General features: G+C 69.7%; 18 protein-coding genes and 1 pseudogene. 13 read left to right on the forward strand and 6 right to left on the reverse strand.

Translation table 11 applies throughout. From position 1 onward, the window contains the following. The first annotated feature begins 76 nt into the window (after positions 1 to 76). The 4 genes from EAO78_RS11090 (at position 77) to EAO78_RS11105 (ending at position 3030) form a co-directional block, all read left to right on the forward strand. Positions 77 to 1279 (forward strand): glycosyltransferase family protein, encoded by a 1203-nt coding sequence (locus tag EAO78_RS11090; RefSeq protein WP_238987673.1) that lies wholly within the window; start codon positions 77 to 79, stop codon positions 1277 to 1279. Beyond that, positions 1276 to 1803, forward strand: a complete 528-nt coding sequence (locus tag EAO78_RS11095) for a DUF7109 family protein (RefSeq protein WP_122105894.1) — start codon at positions 1276 to 1278, stop codon at positions 1801 to 1803. Before EAO78_RS11090 ends, EAO78_RS11095 begins: the two co-directional genes overlap by 4 nt. 113 nt (positions 1804 to 1916) lie before the next feature. Beyond that, positions 1917 to 2312, forward strand: coding sequence for a DUF7344 domain-containing protein (locus EAO78_RS11100; protein WP_122105895.1), 396 nt, complete (start codon positions 1917 to 1919; stop codon positions 2310 to 2312). 76 nt (positions 2313 to 2388) lie between these two features. Beyond that, on the forward strand, positions 2389 to 3030 hold the full coding sequence (locus tag EAO78_RS11105) for a DICT sensory domain-containing protein (RefSeq protein ID WP_136516507.1): 642 nt from the start codon (positions 2389 to 2391) through the stop codon (positions 3028 to 3030). A 9-nt stretch (positions 3031 to 3039) separates the two neighbouring features. Here the strand turns inward: EAO78_RS11105 and EAO78_RS11110 are convergent, their stop codons facing one another. Next, entirely contained in the window at positions 3040 to 3423 is a 384-nt protein-coding gene (locus tag EAO78_RS11110) for a TlpA family protein disulfide reductase (RefSeq protein ID WP_122105897.1), read from the reverse strand. Positions 3424 to 3548: 125 nt separating this feature from the next. Between EAO78_RS11110 and EAO78_RS11115 the strand changes: the two genes are divergently transcribed. The 5 genes from EAO78_RS11115 to EAO78_RS11135 all read left to right on the forward strand — a co-directional run bounded on the left by EAO78_RS11115 (position 3549) and on the right by EAO78_RS11135 (position 8376). Further along, positions 3549 to 4463: a PLP-dependent cysteine synthase family protein gene (locus tag EAO78_RS11115; protein ID WP_122105898.1), complete on the forward strand. Its 915-nt coding sequence runs from the start codon at positions 3549 to 3551 to the stop codon at positions 4461 to 4463. Positions 4464 to 4551: 88 nt separating this feature from the next. Next, entirely contained in the window at positions 4552 to 5109 is a 558-nt protein-coding gene (locus EAO78_RS11120) for an MOSC domain-containing protein (protein WP_122105899.1), read from the forward strand. Positions 5110 to 5162: 53 nt separating this feature from the next. Continuing rightward, positions 5163 to 6347 (forward strand): DUF3179 domain-containing protein, encoded by a 1185-nt coding sequence (locus EAO78_RS11125; RefSeq protein ID WP_122105900.1) that lies wholly within the window; start codon positions 5163 to 5165, stop codon positions 6345 to 6347. Then, positions 6337 to 6984 (forward strand): hypothetical protein, encoded by a 648-nt coding sequence (locus tag EAO78_RS11130; protein WP_122105901.1) that lies wholly within the window; start codon positions 6337 to 6339, stop codon positions 6982 to 6984. Before EAO78_RS11125 ends, EAO78_RS11130 begins: the two co-directional genes overlap by 11 nt. Before the next feature lie 219 nt (positions 6985 to 7203). Then, the gene (locus EAO78_RS11135) at positions 7204 to 8376 is read left to right on the forward strand and encodes an MFS transporter (protein WP_122105923.1); all 1173 of its coding nucleotides are present in this window, start codon (positions 7204 to 7206) and stop codon (positions 8374 to 8376) included. 24 nt (positions 8377 to 8400) lie between these two features. Here EAO78_RS11135 and EAO78_RS11140 read toward each other — a convergent pair whose 3' ends face one another. Continuing rightward, positions 8401 to 9423, reverse strand: coding sequence for an acetamidase/formamidase family protein (locus EAO78_RS11140; RefSeq protein ID WP_122105902.1), 1023 nt, complete (start codon positions 9421 to 9423; stop codon positions 8401 to 8403). A gap of 119 nt (positions 9424 to 9542) precedes the next feature. Here EAO78_RS11140 and EAO78_RS11145 point away from each other — a divergent pair, with 119 nt between their 5' ends. After that, positions 9543 to 10337, forward strand: a complete 795-nt coding sequence (locus EAO78_RS11145; protein ID WP_122105903.1) for a PHP domain-containing protein — start codon at positions 9543 to 9545, stop codon at positions 10335 to 10337. A 155-nt stretch (positions 10338 to 10492) separates the two neighbouring features. Here the strand turns inward: EAO78_RS11145 and EAO78_RS11150 are convergent, their stop codons facing one another. Next, positions 10493 to 11731 carry a mandelate racemase/muconate lactonizing enzyme family protein gene (locus EAO78_RS11150; protein WP_122105904.1) on the reverse strand — a complete coding sequence of 413 codons (1239 nt, stop codon included), beginning with the start codon at positions 11729 to 11731 and terminating at the stop codon, positions 10493 to 10495. 86 nt (positions 11732 to 11817) lie between these two features. Between EAO78_RS11150 and EAO78_RS11155 the strand changes: the two genes are divergently transcribed. Then, positions 11818 to 12273: a TRAM domain-containing protein gene (locus tag EAO78_RS11155; protein WP_122105905.1), complete on the forward strand. Its 456-nt coding sequence runs from the start codon at positions 11818 to 11820 to the stop codon at positions 12271 to 12273. A 48-nt stretch (positions 12274 to 12321) separates the two neighbouring features. Here EAO78_RS11155 and EAO78_RS11160 read toward each other — a convergent pair whose 3' ends face one another. The 3 genes from EAO78_RS11160 to EAO78_RS11170 all read right to left on the reverse strand — a co-directional run bounded on the left by EAO78_RS11160 (position 12322) and on the right by EAO78_RS11170 (position 17097). Beyond that, positions 12322 to 13404 carry a geranylgeranyl reductase family protein gene (locus EAO78_RS11160; protein ID WP_122105906.1) on the reverse strand — a complete coding sequence of 361 codons (1083 nt, stop codon included), beginning with the start codon at positions 13402 to 13404 and terminating at the stop codon, positions 12322 to 12324. 37 nt (positions 13405 to 13441) lie between these two features. Beyond that, positions 13442 to 14797, reverse strand: a complete 1356-nt coding sequence (locus EAO78_RS11165; protein WP_238987674.1) for an HAD family hydrolase — start codon at positions 14795 to 14797, stop codon at positions 13442 to 13444. 104 nt (positions 14798 to 14901) lie between these two features. After that, on the reverse strand, positions 14902 to 17097 hold the full coding sequence (locus EAO78_RS11170) for a thioredoxin domain-containing protein (RefSeq protein ID WP_122105907.1): 2196 nt from the start codon (positions 17095 to 17097) through the stop codon (positions 14902 to 14904). Between the two features lie 154 nt (positions 17098 to 17251). Here EAO78_RS11170 and purD point away from each other — a divergent pair, with 154 nt between their 5' ends. Together purD and EAO78_RS18465 are read left to right on the forward strand one after the other, a co-directional pair. Then, complete coding sequence (gene purD / locus EAO78_RS11175) at positions 17252 to 18535, forward strand: phosphoribosylamine--glycine ligase (RefSeq protein WP_122105908.1); 1284 nt, start codon at positions 17252 to 17254, stop codon at positions 18533 to 18535. 272 nt (positions 18536 to 18807) lie between these two features. Next, positions 18808 to 18933: pseudogene (locus EAO78_RS18465) on the forward strand (phosphoadenosine phosphosulfate reductase family protein); the annotation flags it as partial.

The following is an 18933-nucleotide window of genomic DNA, read 5'->3' on the forward strand; positions in this document are numbered from 1 at the left end:
GAACGGGTCCGAACGTCGTCGCCGCGGATCCCGGGTATCGTACGTCTTTAGGGGCTCGTTCCCTTTTGATCGGCTAATGGAGTACGTACAAGAGCGCGTGACCACGCTCCACGCGCTGACGGACCACCGCCCGGACGCGCCGACCGGGCGTGCGGCCGTCGTGGTGCCGATGACGGAACGCGAGTACGGGACGCTCGCGGCCGAGCGGGTCCTCTCCACCCTCGAGAGCGTCGATCCCGCGAGAGTGATCGTCCCCCTGCGTGCCACGCCGGACCGGGCGGGGTCGTTCGCGTCCTGGCTCGACGGGTTCGACCTCGACGTGGAGACGCTGTGGTGTGACGGTCCGCGGCTCGCCGACCTCCTCGCCGCACACGACCTCGACGGCGACCGCGGCAAGGGCCGGGACGTGTGGCTCGGTCTCGGGAGGGCGCTCGGCGAGGAGTTCGTCGTCGTCCACGACGCCGACACGGCGACGTACTCGCCCGCGTTCGTGAACCGCCTCCTGTTCCCGATCGCCCACGGCCACGAGTTCGCGAAGGGGTACTACGCCCGCGTCGAGGACGGCGCGCTGTACGGTCGACTGTTCCGGCTCTTCTTCCGGCCGCTCGTCCGCGCGCTCGCGGACGCCCACGACGCGCCAGTCGTCCAGTTCCTGGAAGCCTTCCGCTACGCGCTCGCCGGCGAGTTCGCGGCGACGACGGACCTCGTCTCGAGGCTCCGGATCCAGCGGGGCTGGGGCCTCGAGATCGGGACGCTCGGCGAGGCGTTCGACCACGCCGGCTTCGCGGGAAGCGCACAGGTCGACCTCGGTCGATACGAACACGACCACCGCTCCGTGGACGGCCCGACCGGGCTCGCCGACATGAGCCGCGCGGTCGGCGCGGCGACGCTTCGCGTCGTCGACGACGCCGGCGTCGACGTCGAGTACGACGCGCTCGTCGGGCGCTACCGCGAGGCCGCGGAGGAGCTGATCCGCCGGTACGCGACCGACGCCGCGTTCAACGGACTCGAGTACGACCGTGCCGACGAGCGCGACCAGGTGGAAACCTACGCCGACGCCGTCTCGGAGCCCGGGCCGGACGACCGTCTCCCGGCGTGGGACGACGCCCCGCTCTCGCCCGCGGCGGTGGCGACGGCGGCCGGTGCGGACCTCGAGGCGGTCGCGGACTCCGAGGGAGGCACGGATCCGGAGGGGGTCACGGATTCGCCCCCCGACGCGACGCTGGGCACGACTCCTCCGCGACGCGACGGCTCGCGAACCGGCGGTGGCGACCGATGACCGAGGGGGCCGGACCGAGCGTCGCCGCCCGCGACGACCTCGCGGGCGTGGTCGACCTCTTCGGCTGGCTCACCCGTGAGGAACTCTCGCGGGCGGTCTCCGAACTCGCGTTCAAGCGGCGGGCCGAGGCGGATGCCGCCGCGATCGACGACGCCATCGACGTCGCGGTCGCGGAGTACGCGCTGGTCCCGGCCCCCGTGGAGGCGGTCTCGACCGGGGGGGCGGGTGACGAACTCGGAGAGGACGACGACTTCCTCGCCGTCGGTCCGGCGGCGTTCCCCTCCCTTCCGGAGGGCGCGGCGGACCTCCCGCACATCCTCGACGTGCCGGACCGCGACGTCGACCGGGAGGTCCTCTCCGGAGCGGTCCTCGAACGGCTCTCCGCGGACGCCGTCGACGCGATCACCGAGAGCGACGCGGAGCGGCTGGAGGTCCTCGCGGACGTGACCTACGACGTCGAGGCGTGGGCCTCGGTCGACGCCGCTCCGATCCGCGAGCGGATCGTGGCCGAGTTGGACGGGTGATCGACCCCGACCGCGAACGCCGCTCGTATCGATCGTCGTGACGTTCCGTGACGTGAGAAAGAGTCGATCGCTGACAAAATGATTTAATATCCAACACGTACGAATGGGCTCGAATGAACGACGGGCGGGACGTCTCGAGGGAATTCGACGTCGGTTCGAAGCCCGCGGGAGCGGTGCGGCTGTCCGACGACCGTCTCTACCGCGCGCTCGCCTCGACGCGGCGGCGACGGCTGTCGTGGTTCCTGCTCGAGGAGGGACGATGTACGGTCGAGGAGTCCGTGAACGTCCTCCTCGGGTGGGCCGCGGCCGAGGCCGACACGATGAGGACCCCGGACGATCGCCGACGACTCGTCATCGAACTCGTCCACGTCCACCTCCCGATCCTCGAGGACTCGGGGATCGTCTCCTACGACCGGACGGACGGTATCGTCGAACTCGAGACCCTCGACCCGCCGGTCGAGGAGCTGATCCGGCGGAGCGTCGGATCCGAGCCGTCGGCGCGACCGTGACCGCGTCAGAGCCGTCCCCGTAGCCGTGTTCGACGACCTGTTCGCCCGGATCGCGGGCCGTGGGCGCCGCCTGATAGTGTATCGAACCGAGGACGATGACGGTTCCGAGGGAGTGTTCACGACCCGCAACGTCACCTTCGACCGCCGGACGATCCCGGCCGGGGGCCCGGAGCCGTTCGTGGTGATCCGGGAGAACGAAGAGTTCGCCGGAGTGCTCGGGCTCGAGGCCGTCGAGGAACTCCTCGATCCCCCGGCGTTTCCGCCGGTGGAGCGGGCGGACGTCTCCCGGGGATACCGCGTGCTCCTCGAGGTGCTCGACGACACGATGTTCGTCTCGATGGATCGCCGTCGACTCCTCGCCGTCACCCGGGAGATAGAGGACCGGGCGCACCGCGTCGGGAGGGGGACGCTCCGCGTGGCGTTCCAGACCCCCTCGACGTTCGACCCGCAGGCGGACGGCTACCGGCGGTTGGCCGCCGAAACCGACCTCAGTATCCACCTCTACGGCGTCGGAGGACGGATCGATCCGGAACTCGAAGGGATCACCTCCCATCGGCGGACCGACGACCGGTACTGGGTGCTCGCGTTCGAGGACGGCGACGACGGGAGCCAGAACTGCGCGCTCGTCGCGCGGGAGCGATCCGACGGATATCAAGGGTTCTGGACCAACGACCCCGACACGGTGAGAGAGGTTTCGTCCCGCCTCACGGACGGGTGAACCCCTTCCCTACGCGGTCGCTTCGACGTCCGCGAGCTGGCGTGCGAGCGCCTCGGCGAGGGAGACGTCCGCGTCCTCGACGAACCGGGCGACCTCCTCGCCGTCGGCGTCCTCGACGACGACCGTGGGGATCAGTTCGATCCCGTACGCCTCGACGCCGGGACCCTCCTTTCCGTCCGGGCCCTTCGTCACGGGGAACGACTCGATCCGGTCGTCGGGGACCCCCGCGGCGGCGAGTGCGGCCCCGAACGCCGGGAGCTGTCGCTGGCAGTCGACACACCAGTCGCCGCCCCACACCTTGTATCGGTAGTCTCCGGCGAGCGCGTCGAGGACGGCCTGGTCGAGCGAGTCCGGGTCGAACGACGGGTCGGGCGAGAGCGTTTCGAGCGTCATGCCCGCGTCTTGGGCGGCAAGGGTAATGAACGGCGCGGCGGCGGCGAGGACGGCCGTCCCCGACGACCCGCGGGCCTTGCCGGAGTCCGCCGAGCATTTGAATCGCCGGTGCCACCTGTGAACCGATGGAAGACGACATCCTGGAGGGACTCGGATCGCCGTTGGTCCGAGTCGATTCGCCGCCGGGGACGACGGTCGCCGCGAAGGTCGAGTCGCGCAACCCGGGCGGGTCCGCGAAGGACCGTCCGGCGCTGTACATGATCGAGGCCGCGGAGCGCGACGGCGAACTCGACCCGGGGGACGGAATCGTCGAGCCCACGTCGGGAAACACGGGAATCGGCATGGCGATGGTCGGCGCGGTGAAGGGGTACGACGTGACGCTCGTGATCCCCGAGGGGAAGTCCGTCGAGCGCCGTCGGCTCGCGAGGGCGTACGGCGCGACCGTCGAACTGGTAGACGGCGACATCTCCGACGCGAAGGCGCGTGCGGACGAACTCGAACACGAGGCGGGGATGGTCCAGCTCCGCCAGTTCGAGAATCCGTCGAACCCGCGGGCCCACTACGAGACGACCGGACCGGAGGTGCTCGACCAGGTCGGCGACCGGACCGTCGACGCGCTCGTCGCCGGCGTCGGCACGGGCGGGACGCTCTCCGGCACCGGCCGCCGACTCCGCGAGGCGTTCCCCGACGTGCGGATCGACGCGGTCGAGCCCGCCGGCAGCGCCGTCCTCTCGGGCGAGGACGTCACCGGCGACGAGTTCCAGGGAATGGGCCCCGGATTCGTCGCGGAGAACCTCGACCGCGAGCTGATCGACGACGTCCACGTGGTCGACCTCGACGAGGCCGAGGCGGAGTGTCGCCGGCTGGCGCGCGAGGAGGGGATCCTCGTCGGGCAGTCCTCCGGCGGGTCGAACCTCGCCGCGAAGGCGGTCGCGGCCGAACTCCGCGACGCCGGGGAGTACGTCGGCGAGGAGCCGCTCGTCGTCACCGTGTTCTGGGACAGCGGCGAGCGGTACCTCACGGCCGGAACGTTCGATTGATCGACGGGCTCGAAGGCGTCGACCGGGGCGATCGCTACGGGCCATTCGGTCGGGTCGGTTTTAACCTCGCTTCCGACGATTCGCCGGTATGGACGCCCGATCGGAGAACGATACCCGCGAGGGGGTCGTAGCGGCACTGTTCACCGCCCCCGAGAGCGGCGCGCCGCCGATCGAGCGGGAGACGGTCGAGGTCGTCGACGGCGGGATCGAAGGCGACCGCTACCGACGTGGGTCGGGCCACTTCCAACTCGACGCCTGCGCTGTCACGCTCGTCGCCGACGAGGCGATCGACGCGGTCCGCGGGGAGACCGGGATCGACGTCTCGGACGGTCGCCACCGGCGGAACGTCGTCGTCCGCGGCTTCGGGACGGGCATGGACGGCCTCCTCGACGCGAGCGTCCGCGTCGGCGACGCGCTCCTCCGGCCGACCCGACGGCGGCCGCCGTGTGCGCACGTCGAGGCCGTCGCCGGCGAGGCGGGACTCGCGACCGCGCTGCGGAACCGCGGCGGACTCTGCTGTGACGTGCTCGAACCGGGAGCGGTCGCCGTCGGCGACGCGGTCACGATCGAACGCGCGGATCCGAGACGGGCGGGGGAAGCGATCGCGGAGCGGCTGCGGGACCGCTCGACCGACTCGGGTGTGTGAAGTCCTCGCATAGCCGCTTCGCCCTTTACCCGGTCGGGGCCCGAGTGGAGGCCATGAAACGCACGCGACGATCGACCGTCGGATCCCTCACAGTCCTCGGGATCGCCGGACTCGGCGGCTGTCTCGACGGAGGGGTCGTCGGCTCCGTCCGGGAGAGCGAGAAGACCAAGAACGCCGAGGCGTCGACCGACGGGGAAGACACCTCGACCGACGGGGACGACGACTCGATCGCCGACAACGCCCCGCCGACCGCGGACGGTTCACCGTATCTGGCGTACGGACTCGAACGCCTCCGGGAGGAGTCGTTGAGCGGCGGCGTCGGGGTCGACGGGATCCCCTCGATCGACGACCCGACGTTCGCCCCGATCGGCGAGTCGGGGCTCGTCGACGACGCACCCGTCTTCGGCGTCGTCCGCGGCGGCGAGGCGAAAGCGTACCCCCAACACGTGCTCGTCCACCACGAGATCGTCAACGACACGATCGGGGGCGACCCGGTCGCGGTGACGTACTGTCCGCTGACCGGCACGGCACAGGGGTTCGAGCGCGGTGACACGACGTTCGGCGTCTCCGGGCAGCTGGTCAACTCGAACCTGATCATGTACGACCGGGAGACGGAGAGCCGGTGGCCGCAGATGCTCGCGACGGGGATCGACGGGCGGATGCGCGGCGAACCCCTCCGGGAGTTCCGCGTCGTCTGGACGACCCTCGGCGAGTGGCGTACGGCACATCCGAACTCCGGACTGCTGACCGACGACACGGGATACGCGCGCCGATACGAGAACGACCCGTACGGACTCTACGCGCCGCTCGGCGGCTACTACGCCACCGACGAGACGATGTTCCCCGCGCTCTCGACTCCCGATGAGGGCCACGCGAAGTCCGTGGTGATCGGGGCGCGAACCGCCGACGGCGCGGTCGCGTTCGACAAGGAGACGCTGCTCGCGGAACGGGTCCTCGAAGGGAGCGTCGAGCCGTCCGGCGACGGGGTGGTCGCCGTCGCGGACTCCGCCCTCTCGACGGGATACGTGTACCGGAACCCCCGGGACGCGACCGTGGAACCGGACGGGAGCGGCTACCGAGTGGAGGGAGGCGAAGCCGGTTCCGAGGACGAACTCCCCGCCGACGACCTGCCGCTCGAGCGGGTGCTCGCGTTCGACGCGATGTGGTTCGCGTGGGCGGGGTTCTACCCCGGGACCGGCTTCGTCGGCGCGCACACCGAGGCCGGGTATGGCCGCTGAGACCGCTCCGCCGACCGTGAACCCGGTGACGTGGCTGTCCGGACTCGTCCGGCGGACCGCCTTCGCCGCCCGCGTCTCGGTCTCGCGTCGGGACGGGCAGGCGACCCTCTCGGTCGTCTCGGCGACCTACTTCGTCCTCTACGTCGTCGGCCTCGGACACCTCGGACGGGTCGGCGGTGGGGCCGGCCGGAGCGGGGCGGGCGATGCCGAACCGGCCGTGGACCTGTTCGTCGTGAGCGACCCGTTCGCGACCGCGATCCGTCGGGTCGCGCCGTTCCAGTACGAACCGGTCGCGCTGCTCACGCTCGGCCCGGTCGAGTACCTGTTCGCTCCCGTCAACGCCGCGATCGGTCTCGGTCTCGCGGCGCTCGTCGGCGTGACCCTCGCGGTCTCGGTCGTCGCCTGGCGCGGTCCGTCGGCGTGCCGGATCGGCGCCGGTGCGGGCGCGGCCGCCGGGATCCCCGGTCTCGTCTCGGGGTTCGTCTGCTGCGGACCGACGATACTGCTCGTGATCGGGGTCCAGGCGTCGGCGGGGCTGCTCGCGGTCCTTCAGTGGTTCCTCCCGCTGGCGGTGGCGGGCCTCCTCGTCACGCTGTTGTGGGTCGGAAGCCGTGTCGACCCCGAAACGATCCGATAGGCGACGGCCGGTTTGTCCAGTAGGCGACGGTCGGTTCGGCCGGTAGACGACGGTTTATTACCGGGTCTCGGTACGACCAACGTAGAGCGTGAACCGTACACTCGAACCGTCGAACCGACGCCTCCCCGACCGCGATCGACCGATGGATCGGCGACGACGACCGAACGGGCGGAGCCGCACGGACCGACGGAACGGAGCGCACCGGGGGCGGTGGTCGACGTGAACTGGCGGTACCGTTACACGGTCCTGACGCTGTGTATGCTCGCCTTCTTCGTGACGTACTTCGCCCGGCTGGCGATCAGTCCGGTCGTCCCGTTCATCACCGCGGACTTCGCCGTCTCGAACACCGCGGTCGGGGTGGCGCTCTCGGGAATGTGGCTCGCGTACGGCGTCTCGCAGTTCCCGAGCGGGATCCTGGCCGACCGATACGGCGAACGACGGGTGATCCTCGTCGCGGTCGGCGGCACGTCGGCGGCGAGCCTTCTGCTCGCGTTCGCGCCGGTGTTCCCCGCGTTCGTCCTGATCGCGTTCCTCCTCGGACTCGTCGCCGGGCTCCACTACGCGGTGGCGACGACGCTGCTCTCGCGGACGTTCGACGACCTCGGGACCGCCGTCGGACTCCACTCGATCGGCGGCCCGCTGGCGGGGCTCGTCGCCCCGGTCGCCGCCGCGTGGGTCGGCGTCCGGTACGGCTGGCGGCCGGGCGTGGCGCTCGCCGCGGTCGTCGGGATCCCGATATTCGCGCTGTTCGCGTGGCGGATCCGTCCCACCGAGCCGCGTCGCCCCGACCAGCCGATGCGCGATCGGCTGCGGCTCGGGCCGCTCGTCGAGCTCCTCTCGCGTCCGAGCGTCCTCCTCCCGCTCGCGATCGCGACGATAGGAACCTACGTCGCACAGGGCGTCATCTCGTTTCTCCCGACGTTCCTCGTCGACTTCCGTGGCTACTCGCCGTCGTTCGCGGGCGGCGTCTTCTCCGCGTTCTTCGTCGTCCGCGCGGGCGCACAGATCGGGATCGGCCGGCTCTCCGATCGGATCGGCCGCGACGCCGTGATCGGGGGAGCGATGCTCTCGGGGGCGCTCGGGCTCGCCGGCGTCGTCGTCCTCCCCGGTCTCGCCGGACTCGCGGTCGCGGTGCTCCTCGCCGGCGTCGGATCCAGCTTCTTTTCGGCCATCGATCCGCGGTTCATGGACGCGATGAGCGAGTCCGAGCGCGGCGCCGGCTTCGGGCTCGTCCGGACCGTCTACACCGTCATCGGCTCGGCCGGATCGGTCGGAGCCGGCCTCATCGCCGACCTGTTCGGCTGGGGCGTCTCCTTCGCCGTCCTCGCCGGCCTCTTCGGCGTCGCGTTCCTCGTCCTCGCCGGCAACGCGGCGCTCGGCACCGGCTACTGAGGTTCTGTCCGCGCGGCGTCCCGACTACTCCTCCGGGAAGATGCTCTCCGGGATGTACGCCGAGACGGTCCAGTTCGGCGCGTCCACCACCTCGCTCACCTTCAGGTCCATCGCGGCCGAACAGAGAATGTACGCCTCCCCGCGGGTGAGCCCGCGGTTCTCCGCCAGGTGGTCGATCATGTGTCGGGTCGCCTTCTTCGTCGCCTCCATCAGGTCGTCGCTGATCCCGGTCGTGCCGTACATCGGCTCGTCGCGGCCGGTCGGAGTGAACGGGCCGGTCGTCTCGAACTGCGGCTGTTCGATCGACATGTCCGTCCGGAGGGAGAGGCGGGCGGTGACGAACATCGGCGCCTCGATCCCGGTGACGCACACCTCGCCGTCCCCCTGCGCGGCGTGACAGTCCGCCGTCGAGAAGAGCCCGCCGGCGACCTCGACGGGGAGGTACACCGTCGACCCCGCGGTCATGTGTTTCACGTCCATGTTCCCGCCCACTGACCGCGGCGGGAGCGTGTCGTGTTCGCCGTCCTCGCCCGGTGCGAGCCCGATCACGCCCGGGAAGGGGTCGAGCGGCACCTCGATCCCGTTCACGAAGCGGCCCACGTCGCCCTGGAGGTCCCAGACGTGGACGTCGGCCTCGGGGAAGTCCTCCGGCAGCAGACCGAGCCCCATCTCGCCCGGCATGAACCCGGTGTATCCCCACCCCTTGTGCTGGAAGTCGAGGAGGTCGACCTGGATGGTGTCGCCCGGCTCCGCGCCCTCGACGGCGACGGGGCCGGTGAGGGGGTGAACCGGGTCGAAGCTCACGTTCGCGAAGTCCTCGGCGGTCGACTCCGCGTCGAGCTGGCGGTCGACCGCGTCCCGGCACTCGAACCTGACCACGTCGCCGTCGTCAACCGTCAGGATCGGGTCGAGCGAGTTGTCCCAGGCGCGGTGGACGTTCCGCTCCGCGTCCGAGAGGTGATGATCGACCGTGTACTCGCGTTTGCCGCTTCCGCCGTCGGTCCGTAGTTCGTCACTCCCGTCGTCGCCACCGTCCGTGCGTGTCATACACTACCGGGTAGTCGCCGACCGACTTAAAATCGACCGACTCCGCACTCCTCGCGCGGTTCTCCGTCCGACGACGGAGTCACCGCAAGGTACGTGTTCCCGGCGCGCCCATCCCCGACGTGTACGACTACCACGTCCACTCGACGTACTCGGACGGGTCGTTCCTCGAAGCGATGGTCGGGGCGGCGGAGACCGCCGGCCTCGACGGGGTCGGTATCGCCGACCACTGCTCCGTGATCCCGGACGAGAGCGCGGAACGGCGGAAGCGACTCCTCGGGTTCAACCTCGATGCGACCTACGAGCGACGCCGGGAGGCGATCGGGGTCGCCCGCGAGCGCGCCGACATCTCCGTCTTCGACGCGATCGAGATGGATTACCATCCCGACCACGAGGCGACGATCGAGGCGTTCCTCTCCGAGGCCAGCTTCGACTACGCGGTCGGCAGCGTCCACGACCTCGAAGGAGTCAACGTCCACGCGCGGTCGTACTTCTCGGAGCGCTCGGAGGGGGAACGTCGCGACCTCGTCGACCGCTACTTCGAGAAGTTGGTCGCGCTGATCGACTCCGAGCTGTTCGCGATCGCCGCGCATCCGGACCTGGTCGAGCGGAACCCGCACCTCCGCGGGTTCGCGACGAGCGAGCACTACGAACGGACCGCGGCGGCGTTCGAGCGGTCTCGGACGGTCCCGGAGATCAACGCCGGTCGGCTGCTCGACGACTACGGCGAGTTCCACCCCGCGCCGACGTTCCTCGACGCGCTCGTCGATCACGGCGTGGAAGTGACCGTCGGAACGGACAGCCACGACCCGGCGGAGATCGAGCCGCGGGCGGCCGGGATCCGCGAGGAACTCGCGGAGCGCGGGCTCGAGTCGGTCGAGATCGATGTCCCGACGCCGGGGACGCGGCCGGACTGACTTCGCTACCGCTCAGTCGAACAGCGCGAATCGGAGATTCGCTAGCCCGACTTCGCTACCGCTCAGTCGAACAGCGCGAATCGGAGATTCGCTAGCCCGACTTCGCTACCGCTCAGTCGAACGCCGGAAATCAGAGATTTCCGAGCTCGACGAGGCTAAGCCTCGTCGAACAACTCCTCGCCTTCGACCATGTGTTCCTCGACGGCGTCCATGTCGAGGGTGACGCCGAGGCCGGGCTCCTCGGGCACCTCGATGTAGCCGTCCTCGATGACCTCCTCCTCGACGAGGTCGCTCCACCAGCCGAGCTCGTAGGAGTGGTACTCGACGGCCAGCGAGTTCGGGATGGACGCCCCGACGTGGGCGGCCGCCATCGTCGCGACCGGGGAGGCGACGTTGTGCATCGCGACCGGCACGTAGTACTGGTTCGCCACGTCCGCGATCTTCCGCGTCTCGCGCATCCCGCCGACCTTCGGCAGGTCGGGCGCGACGATGTCGACCGCCTGGTTCTCGATCAGCCGGCGAAGTTCGGTGACGCGGTACCGGTTCTCGCCCACCGCGATCGGCGTGGTCGTGTTCTTCGTGACCTCCTCTTGAACCTCCAGGTTCTCCGGCGGCACGGGATCCTCGAGCCACCAGACGTCGTACTCCTCGATGGCGTCCGCCAGTCGCTTCGCGGAGCCGCCCGAGAACGTCCAGTGACAGTCGAAGGAGACGTCCGCCTCGTCCTTCACGCGTTCCGTGACTCGCTCGACGATCTCCGCCTTGTGGCGGATCTCGCCGGGACGGAGGTGGCGGTTCGCGCGGTCCTTCTCGAGACCCGACGGAACGTCGAGGTCGAACTTGAGCGCGTCGTAGCCCAGTTCGTCGACGACGCGTTCGGCCTCGTCGGCACACGCCTCGGGGTCGGCCTCCTCCTCGGTGTGACAGTCGCAGTAGACGCGCATCCGGTCGCGGTACTTCCCGCCGAGCAGCTGGTAGGCGGGCACCTCGAGGACCTTGCCCGCGAGGTCGTGGAGCGCGACTTCGATCCCCGAGATGGCGGTGACGGTGACGCCCTCGACGGAGCCCTCGCCGGACATCTTCTGGATCAGGTGTTCGTACAGCCGGTCGATGTCGAGCGGGTTCTCGCCGACGACGAACGGCTTCATCCGCTCGATCAGCTCGGGAACGCCCGCGCCCCAGTACGCCTCGCCGGTGCCGACCACGCCCGCGTCGGTGTAGACGCGCACGAGCGTCCACGGGAAGTTGCCGTCGACCATCGTCGTCTGGACGTCCGTGATCTCGAGGTCGCGGCCGCCGCCGCGTGACCGGGTTGCGTCCATCGTCTCGGCGGAGAGCTCACGCATCGTGTACTCCGCGTTCGGGTCGTGAAGCGACTCGTAGTTCCTGCTCATACCGAGACGTTAATTCGGATCACAGTAAGCGTTTATGCTCGGATCCGATGCGAGCGTTTTCCTTGACCCCCCTCGAACGGGGTGGCATGGTCGAAGTAACCGATTCGCTCACCTGTCTGTTCACCGCCGAACTGGAGACCGACGACGAGGACCGATACGTGATCTCGGTGCCGAAACGCGAGGTCGAACACGAGTCCGTGGCCGTCGGCGGGACGTACCGGATCGCGATGATCGATCGCGACGGGCGGGAAGCCGACGATGGGACTCGAACGCGGACTTCGAAGGGATCGAGCGGTCCCGCTCGATCCGCCGACGGAAACGCCGGATCCGGAACGAACCACGCCGCCTCCGGCCCACCCGTCGAGGAGGGGGAGGTCCGCGAGGTGACCATCGAGACGCTCGGCGACAAGGGCGACGGCATCGCCAAGATCGAGCGTGGCTACGTCGTCATCGTCCCCGACGCCGAGCTCGGCGACGAGGTCACCGTGGAGATCACGAGCGTCCGCGAGAACGTCTCGTTCGCGTCCGTCCTCGCGGAGTAACGTCTCCTCGACGTCGGGAATGACGACACGCTAAGGGGTGACGACACGCTAGGACAACAGCTGGCGGAGGTGATCGCGGGAGAAGAACGACGACGGCCGGTCCATGTGGACGCCGATCTCGCCAGAGAGCGCCCGCAGACCGAGGTGTTGGACCGGCTCGGGAAGCGAGTAACACGCCCGGACGAGCTTCCCGAGCCGGATCTCGGTCGCCAGCTCCTCGCGCCAGCCCGCCTCGTAGTCGGCGAGCGTCGACGGGTCGGTCGGGTCGATCCGCCGGACGGCGACGTCCGCCGCGGTCATCCCGTAGAGGATCCCGCCCCCGGTGAACGGCTTCGTCTGGGCCGCGGCGTCGCCGATCAGGAAGACCCGATCGGTCGTCACGGAGTCGGGCGGCCCGATCGGGATCGCCCCCGAACAGAAGTCCTCGGTGTCGACCTCGTAGGCGTCGGTCAACCGGTCGAACCGTGCCGACACGTCGTCGCCGGGCGGCGCGGCGAGCCCGTACTCGACGCCGGCGTCGCCGCGCGGGATCCGCCACGCGAAGAAGCGCGGTGCGGTGAGGTGGACGTCGACGTAGTCGCGGTCGTCCGGCTCGGGATCGAACGCGAGCACGCCGTGGAGGATCTCGTCGGGCTCGTCGATCCCGACCTCGCGGCGGACGCGCGAGGTGGGCCCGTCACAGCCCGCGACCATCCGCGCCTCGACCGTCTCGGTTCCGCCGCCGGCGACGCTGACCTCGACGACGACGCGGTCCGCGCGCTCCTCGATTCCGGTGACGGTGTGGTCCTCCCGGACGTCCGCGCCCGCGTCGCGGGCGCACTCGGCGAGCGCGCGGTCGAGCCCGACGCGATCGATGACGTTCGAGACAGCCTCGCGCTTGTAGAACCGATACGGCCGCGATCCCGGGCCGCCGACGTGGAAGCGCGCGCCGAAGACCCGGTTCTGGAACAGGTCGTTTCGCGCGTCCTCGGGGACGTACTCCCAGATGTCGGTCGAGACGTGCCCGGAGCAGGCCAGCGGCGCGCCGACCTCGCCCTTCTCGAAGGCGACCACGTCGTACCCGTTCTCGGCCGCCCGGCGGGCGAACCGCGACCCCGGCGGGCCCGCACCGACGACGACGAAGTCGTACATGTCCGTGGGCACGTCGCCCGCGTATTTAATTAGGCGGTCACCGATCGCGCGTCGCGGTCGGCACTCCCTCGTCCCGTGCGCTCCCGACCGACCGATCGCCGCCGAGAAACGCGAGCCGATTCAGCGCGTGGACGGTTCGAAGCATCTCGGCCGCCCGTCCGCGTCCGTAGACGAGTTCGTCGCCTCCGCGGACGTGAGCGAGGACGTCCGCGGAGGCGTGTTCGGGCGCGGCCGCGATCCCCGCCCGCTTCTCGGCGGCCCACTCCATGACCCGCAGGTCCGACTTGCTGTCGCCCATCACGAACACGAACGGGTCCTCGACGCCGAGCACGTCGAGCGCCGCCTCCACGCCGGCGGCCTTGTTCAACTCCAGCGAGCCGATCTCGGCCGCGTCACCCTCGTAATACCCGACGTCGATCCCGTCGAAAAGCGACCGGACCGCCTCGGGGATCGACTCGACGTCGACGCTCGGATCGGCGTCTTTCGCCGTCAACACCTCGCGTATCTCCGGGTCGGCCGCCGCGTAGTGGGCGCGCGCCCACGTGTATCCGTCTCCGACGGACTCGCTACCTTGCCCACGGTCGTCATCCCGTCCGCAGTCGCTGTCCCGTCCGCGGTCGCTCGTCTCGACCACGACCGTCCCGAGGAGGTCGATCAGGTGGACGACCGCGTCGTCGATCACGCGCTCGGCGGCGTCGCTGCCGGTCTCGAAGTTCGGCTTCAGGGTGACGTTGAACTCGTTTCCCTGGAGGTGACACCCCCGACGCACGTTTCGCGGAGCCGCCGGCAACACGCGCGACCGCACCTCGTCGAAGGCCGTCCGAACGTCCTCGTCGAGGTCCTCGTAGAGCAACTGCTTCGTGCGCGAGCCGTGACCGGGCGTGAACACGCCGTTTCCGGACTCGTAGACGATGGACAGCGTCCCGGAGTGAACGAGCTCGTTTCCGAGCCCCTGGATCGTGAACCCCTTGACGTTCTCGAGAGTTTGTCCGGTACAGACGACGATCGGGACGCCGGACTCATGGAGCTTTCCCAGCATGTGGAGCGTCTCGCGGGGGATATCGTTGTCCGTCCCGCCCGCGGATCGCAGCGTCTCGTCGACGTCGAGCACGAGCGCGTTGACTGCGCGACCGTACCGGTTCAGGAGGTCGAGCGCCGTGAACGCGGTCTCGCGGTCGGCGTACGACGCCACCTCCGCGAACGCCTCCCCGTGCGGCATCGCGTCGGCGATAGCCGTCCGTCGCCGCGTCAACTCCTCGCTCGCGTCCTCCCAGTGGTCGAGCGCGACGCGGGAATCGACCGGCGGGAACAGGTCGACGAACGACTGTTGCTCCCGGAGCGCCGCGGCGTCGAACTCGTCGTACAGCCGATAGAGGAGGTCGTACCGCTTCATGTTCCCCTCAAGGCGCTCGACCCGCTAAGGGCGTTCGATCGGTGGCCGACGTCGCCGGCGCTCGATCGACGTTGGCGACGATCGACCGAGGTTACCGACATCGGTCACTCGCGGTTCGCGAGCCACTCGAGCGCCGCGTCGAGGTCGGTCTCGGGCGGCGAGCAGACGAACCCCTCACAGACGTAGACGGTCGGTTCGTCGCCCTCGGCGTCGCGTCCCTTCCAGACCGGCGGCGCGTCCTCGAGACCCAGTCGGTCGAGCCACTCGTCGAGTCCGGATTCCGTCGTCGGCCGACGCGTGACGATCGCGCCCGGAAGGTATCGATCACCGAGCGTTTGCCGCCACTCGGCGGGCGTCTCGTCCGCCGCGATCGTCACCTCGATCCCGCCGCTCGCGACACGCTCGGCCGCGCGGACCAGGGACACGTGCTCGAGCGGGCTCGCGCGGATCCGGTCGGCGTGGGTCCCCACGACCGCCTCGGCGACCGACCGGAACCGGTCGTCGGTTCGGAACCCGTCGAGGACCGCGAGCGTCTCCGCGGCGATCCCCAGACTCGACGGGGTCGAGCGGTCCGTGAACTCCTGTGGTCGGGCGAAGAGCGTTCCGTCGCCCGCCGTCCCGTCAGCGTTCGTGTCGGGATCGCGGGTGAAGTAGATCGTCCCCGCGTCCGGATCGTAGAACTCCGCTAAGAGCGCCTCCGACAGCTCCAGCGCGAACGCGAGCGCGTCGACGTCTCCCGTGGCGGAGTACACGTCGAACGCGCCGCGCGCGAGGAACGCGTAGTCGTCGAGGTATCCAGACCCGGCCACGTCGCCGTCGAGCCACCGCCGATCCAGTCGGTCCTCCTCGGCGTCGTACAGACGCTCCCGACAGAACTCGAGCGCGTCAGCTGCCAGATCGGCGTACGACTCGCCGAGTACGGTTCCCGCGGCCGCGAACGCCGATATCGCCCGTCCGTTCCACGAGGCCAACACCTTCTCGTCTCGGGCGGGCCGGGGGCGCTCCTCGCGGGCCTCGAAGAGGGCGGTCCGGGACTCGAGGAGGACCTCCTCGATCCCCGCCTCGGACCGATCGTACTCGTCGGCGAGTTCCGCCACCGAGGTCGCGAGCGTCGGGACCGTCGTCCCGCGCTCGAAGTTCCCGCCGGGTTCGATCCCGTATCGGGACCGAGCGATCGACGCAGCGGGCTCCTCGAGGACGGCGTCGACCTCCTCGGGCGTCCACGCGTAGAACGCCCCCTCGATCCGTTCGGAGGAACCCTCGGGGTCGTCTCCGCCCCGGGTCGCGGGCGGGGGGCTCCGCGCGTCGAGGGTGCTGAAGAACCCGCCGTCGGGATGGCGCAGTTCGCGTTCGAGAAACGTCAACGACTCGGCGGCCACCCGGTCGTATCCGGCGTCGCCGGTGAGCCGGGAGGCGTCCATGTAGACCATCGGCAGCTCGGCGTTGTCGTACAGCATCTTCTCGAAGTGGGGGATCGTCCACTCGCGGTCGACCGCGTAGCGGTGAAATCCGCCGCCGATCTGGTCGTACATCCCGCCCGTGGACATCCCGTCGAGGGTCCGCGTGGCCGCCCGCAGGAGCTCCTCGCGACCGCTCCGGGCGGCCGCCCGCAACAGGAGGTCCACCCGCCCCGGCATCGGGAACTTCGGGCCGCTCGCGCCGAACCCGCCGTGTTCCTCGTCGACGCTCCGCATCGCGGTCGCGGCCGCATCGTCGAGGAGTCCCGAACCGGGCGGCTCGGAGTTCCTGGACGTCTCGTCGGGTTCCGGGACGGACTCGAGCTCGTCCCGTGCGCTCGCGGTCCACTGCTCGGCGCGACGTTCCATCTCCGTGCGCTGTTCGGGATCGCTCCAGGAGTCGGCGATCCGTCGACACAACCCCGGGAAGGAGGGATGGTTCCCGCGCGGCTCCGGCGGGAAGTACGTCCCGACGTAGAAGGGCTTTCCGTCCGGCGTACACCACGCCGAGAGCGGCCAGCCCCCGCCGCCCGTGACGAGCTGTGAGACCGTCATGAACGTGCTGTCGACGTCGGGACGCTCCTCACGGTCGACCTTGATCGGGACGAACGACTCGTTGAGCAGCGCCGCGGTCTCCTCGTCGGCGAAGCTCTCCTCCTCCATGACGTGACACCAGTGACACGCGGAATAACCGATGGAGACGAACACCGGCACGTCGTGCTCGCGGGCGCGCTCGAACGCCTCCTCGCCCCACGGCTGCCAGTTGACCGGGTTGTCGGCGTGCTGCTGGAGGTACGGGCTCGCCTCGTCGGCGAGCCGGTTTCGGTCGGTCGGCTGTGACATGGGCCGGATTGGCCCGCGTGTCGGAAAAACCCCGCTACACGGAACCCGATCGAACGGCGTGGTACCCGGTTTGTTTCGAGTCGATCCATCGGTGTGGATCGAACGACGAACAGAGAGGGTAAGGCTTACACTACTATGCGGATATCCGTCGCGCATGACCGAGACCGTACTCCTCGTCGGCGGCGGCGGTCGCGAGCACGCCATCGCCCGCGCGCTCGCCGACGACTGTTCGCTGTACGCCTGCGCCAGCAACCGAAACCCCGGCATCCGCCGACTCGCCGACGGGTTCGAGACGATCGAGGAGACCGACGCCGACGCGATCGTCGCGTTCGCGACCGAGATCGGCGCGGACCTCGCGGTCATCGGCCCCGAGTCGGCGTTGGCGGCCGGCGTCGCGGACGCGCTCGACGACGCCGGCGTGTACGCGTTCGGTCCGCGGGAGGCGGAGGCACGCCTGGAGACGGACAAGGCGTACCAGCGACGGTTCATGCGCGAGGCCGACGTACCCGGCTGTCCGGACTTCGAGGTGTTCGACGACATGGACGCCGCCTGTACGTACATCGACGAGTACGACGGCGACCTCGCCGTGAAGCCCGCCGGTCTCACCGGCGGCAAGGGCGTGAAGGTGATCGGCGATCAGGTCACCGCCGAGGAGGCGAAGGCGTACCTCCGCGACGCCGACTACGACCGGGTCGTCCTCGAGGAGCGGCTAGTCGGCGAGGAGTTCACGGTCCAGGCGTTCGTCGCCGACGGGGAGTTCCGCGCGACGCCCGCCGTTCAGGACCACAAACGGGCCTACGAGGGCGACGAGGGGCCGAACACGGGCGGGATGGGATCGTACTCGGACACCGGGCCCTCGCTCCCGTTCATGCGGTCGGGCGACTACGAGGCCGCCCTCGACGTGCTCGACGCCGTCGTCGACGCGCTCCCGGACTACAAGGGCGTCCTCTACGGGCAGTTCATGCTGACCGCGGACGGACCGAAGGTCGTCGAGTTCAACGCGCGCTTCGGCGACCCCGAGGCGATGAACACGCTTCCGGTGCTCGATACGCCCTTTATCGACGTGCTGACCGCCGCTCGAGACGACACGTCGCTTCCCGAACTCGAGTTCTCGGGCGAGGCGACGGTGTGTAAGTACGCCGTGCCCGACGGCTACCCGGTCGAGCCGGACAGCGGGGCACGGATCGCGGTCGACGAGGGGAGCGTCGGCGACGCGCTGCTCTATTACGCGAGCGTCGACGAGCGCGAGGACGGACTCTACACGACCACGTCGCGGGCGTTCGCGGTCGTCGGTCTCGGCGACTCCATCGCGGCCGCGGAGGCCGAGGCGGACGCGGCGCTGTCGGCGGCCGGCGACCGCGTCCGGATCCGTCACGACATCGGGAAGCCGGAACTGCTCGAGGAGCGGATCGAACACATGACCGAACTCCGCGAGTAGTTCGGAGCGGATCGAACGAGAGGAGCCGAGACCGGAGCGGAAGTCGAGTGGCGAACAGGCGGTCCTCTCCTCCTCACGGCGGTCGACCGCACGTCCGCTCAGGCCTGCCGTGAGCCGTCGACGTGTCGTGGGGATTCTGGTTCCGGTATCGTATATGAACCCTCGTCGCCAGCGTCGCGGACGGCTCGTGACGGGCATCTGCCGGGCTGTCGTGCGCTCGAAACCGATAACGAGGGACTAACTTTCGTTGCCGTCGAGAGTCCCCGATATACATGCCAGCAGACTTCCCGAACTCGGTAGCGGTCGACTACGCGGACGGCGAGGGCGAGGACCCGGGCGACTATCCGTCGCTCCAGCACAAACTCGAGAAGGCGATCGAGGTCACTCGGCACGGCCTC

Source organism: Halobellus captivus (genome assembly GCF_003697845.1).
GTDB classification, from domain to species: Archaea; Halobacteriota; Halobacteria; order Halobacteriales; family Haloferacaceae; genus Halorubrum; species Halorubrum glutamatedens.